Consider the following 1,776-nt stretch of genomic DNA (forward strand, 5'->3'; position numbering starts at 1 on the left):
GTTGATTCTCCGCCGTAGGCCAAGTTTGCTCCGGTCCTCGGCGCCGTCAAGCACACGACGGCTTGACCGCGCCTGCGGGCCGAAGCTGGGCCCAAGGAGGGCGGAGCAGACGAGAAGGATGGAAATCCGGCCGAGGATAGAGCTCCAAAAGTGGTTGGGGGCCCTGCCCATTCCTCGTCTCTACGTAGTTCACCAAGCGGGGTCGTTAGCCCCGACAGCGTGCAAGCGAGTTTGGTGAGGAAGGGGCGGGGCCTGCTCAGGGTGTCGGTCGAGGTGGTCCTCTACGCCGGGTGGAGCTTGGCCCCAACCTGATTCGGGGTGACTTGGGGAAAGCGGGGGTTAGGCGGCTGCGGGCAGGCCAGCGGCGCCGGCGATGGCTCCATCCCAGGGGATGCGTTGACAGACGATGACGTGAATTTGACGCAGCAGCGCGGCGGCGATCGCGGCTCTAGCTTGCCCGGAGGCCAGCCGGTTGTGTTCTCGGGTGGTCAGGTGTTGGTAGCGGGCGGCCATCACTGGGTTATGCGACAGTGCACCCCATACGGCGCGCCAGGCGGCCAGCCTTAGCCGGGGCCGGCCTCGTCCGTAGATCCGAGAGCGTCCGATCATGGTGCCGCTGGTGTCTTCCCGCGGGCACAATCCAGCATGTTTGACCAGTGCTCGCGCGCTGGTGAAGCGAGTGGGGTCACCGGTTTCGGCCAAGATCGCCGCCACCCCCAGGCCGCTAACGCCGGGGATGCTGCCAGCCAGTGTGGTCAGCCCCAGTTCGTCGAGGATCTCCAGCATGCGGTCTTGCACTTGGACCAGGCGACTTTTGGTGGCATGCCAGTCGGCTAGCACCCACCGGGCCCGCCGCAGTGCCCCCAGCCGTTGTGTGGTGACTCCGCCAGGATCGGTAAGCACCGCATAGATGGCGTAGGTGATGCGTTGACAGGGGCCCTGTTTGGCGCCCCAGCGGGGCAGCTCGCGGCGCACCGCGGCCTCAAACCGCTGATAGCCGCCCCGGCCTGCTTGTTCGGGGCGGCCATCACCGCGCTCGAGTACCACCGCCAATGCCCCACACCAGCTAATCGAGTCGAACGGTTCGGCAGCCGCTTCCAGCACCGCTGGCCAGGCGCATTCCAACAAGTCGCGCAGTTGTTGTCGACACGCGGTAGCTGTGGTGATCAGCTGATCGCGGTAGGCGCCCAATTGGCGCAACTCCGCCCAGGTTGCATCGGGACGCTCGGGAACATAACAATGCAGCTGGGCCACCAGCCGCGCGATCAGCACCGCGTCTTTATCATCGGTTTTGTCCCGGGTGTAGTCCTCGGACTCCCGCGCGCGCCCCACCAGCAGTGGCTGCACACATACCAGCCTCATCCCCCGCTCGGTGGCAAGCTCATCAAGCACCCGCCACCGATGCCCGGTCGGCTCACAGGCGATGGTCACATCAGCGAACCCGTGTTTGTGGGCTTGCCGGCGGGCCCACTCCAACAACGGGCCCAACTGCCAAGCCTTGGCCATGACCCGCTGCCGCACCAGTACCCGCGAATCATGATCAGCCAGCACCGCCACCTGCTTACGATCGGCCAGATCAATCGCAAAGATCGCGTTCCTGGCCGGTACCAACTCACGCAGCCGAGCCAACTTCGCATTGCGCCGCTTGTCACCACGCGACAAACCACTACCCTGAACCATGACGTCCTCCTCGGTGTATTGGGTCGAACCCGTCAACGACACCAGGAGGACGTCTTCTTCAACAACATTCATCGACATAGCCCTCTTACTACGCCG

1 protein-coding gene is annotated in these 1,776 nt (G+C 64.8%); it reads right to left on the reverse strand.

The window, feature by feature from the left end:
• Positions 1 to 339 precede the first annotated feature (339 nt).
• The coding region (locus tag AC5Y42_RS23550; protein WP_499900974.1) for an IS110 family RNA-guided transposase at positions 340 to 1,776 on the reverse strand (1,437 nt) is incomplete at its 5' end.

The organism is Mycobacterium sp. NGS48 (assembly GCF_059812585.1).